This is a genomic window from Rahnella perminowiae (assembly GCF_019049755.1).
GTDB lineage: Bacteria > Pseudomonadota > Gammaproteobacteria > Enterobacterales > Enterobacteriaceae > Rahnella > Rahnella perminowiae.
On record NZ_JAFMOS010000150.1, the window covers coordinates 1 to 1,145 of the forward strand.

The 1,145-nt window shown below is 50.7% G+C and carries 1 protein-coding gene; it reads right to left on the minus strand.

What is annotated here, in order from left to right:
- Positions 1-54 precede the first annotated feature (54 nt).
- Positions 55-1,125 carry a GDP-mannose 4,6-dehydratase gene (locus tag J1785_RS00820; RefSeq protein ID WP_129953077.1) on the minus strand — a complete coding sequence of 357 codons (1,071 nt, stop codon included), beginning with the start codon at positions 1,123-1,125 and terminating at the stop codon, positions 55-57.
- Between the last annotated feature and the right edge of the window lie 20 nt (positions 1,126-1,145).

Sequence of the window (1,145 nt, forward strand, 5' to 3'; positions counted from 1 at the left end):
GAATGTGCTGACATTCTCCGGCTTTTTATCGCTCGTGATAAACAGCGGGCAGCGTTATCCGTACAGTTTCAGACGTGCCCTCTTTTTGGCAGAAGCCAGATCAGCCTGCACCATCTCAATCACCAGATCCTGTAGTGACGTTTCAGGTGCCCAGCCTAACTGGCGACGCGCCTTGGAAGGATTAACCGAAACCTTGCTGACCTCTGACGGACGGATGTAACGCGGATCGACGGCGACAATCACATCCCCGACTTTCAGCGCCGCAGCGACCGGACTGATAATCGCGGCAATCACCCCTTTCTCCTCGATACCTTTACCGACAAACCGCAGCTTGATCCCCAGTTCAAGGGCAGCAAAAGTCACGAACTGACGCACCGTAAACTGCACGCCCGTCGCAATCACGAAGTCCTCCGGTTTGTCCTGCTGCAACATCAGCCACTGCATTTTGACGTAATCTCTGGCATGCCCCCAGTCACGTAATGCATTCAGATTGCCCAGATAAAGGCATTTCTCCAGCCCCTGAGTAATGTTGGCCAGCCCGCGCGTGATTTTACGCGTCACAAAACTTTCGCTGCGTCGCGGCGACTCGTGATTAAACAAAATGCCATTACAGGCATACATACCAAACGTTTCGCGATAATTCACGGCTGTCCAGAAATCACTGACCCTGGCGACGGTATCCGAAGGCGGAAGATTAAACGTCACCATTTCATTGATGGTCATCCCGTTAACCAGCCCGCACAACGCAGAAGATGAGGCATGATAATAACGCGTTGTGTGCTCCAGCCCCTGAGAACGAATCGCCTCGAGCATTCTGAGCGCACTGATCCTGGCCACGGGAAGTGTAGAATGCGTAGCAGTCTCACTGGTGATATCCAGATTATAAATTTCATCCGGGCGAATTAACGCCAGCAATTTCCCCAGATCGAAGATTTCACCCCAGCCATAATGATGAATATAAAAATCAGGATTGTTTGCCTGTAAATCATCACAGACAGATTCAGTATCGGGTACCCGGCCGTGCTGAATAATCCCGTGGACTGTATAGCCTTTTTTAAGCAAAAGCTCAGTCAGATAAGACCCGTCCTGCCCGGCGATATCGGTAATAAGAGCGACCTTAGACATAGTAAACCCTTAGATTACAA

Bases quoted from the DNA above. Each gene is read 5' to 3' on its own strand.
- J1785_RS00820 (WP_129953077.1), bottom strand. From the start codon at position 1,125: ATGTCTAAGGTCGCTCTTATTACCGATATCGCCGGGCAGGACGGGTCT.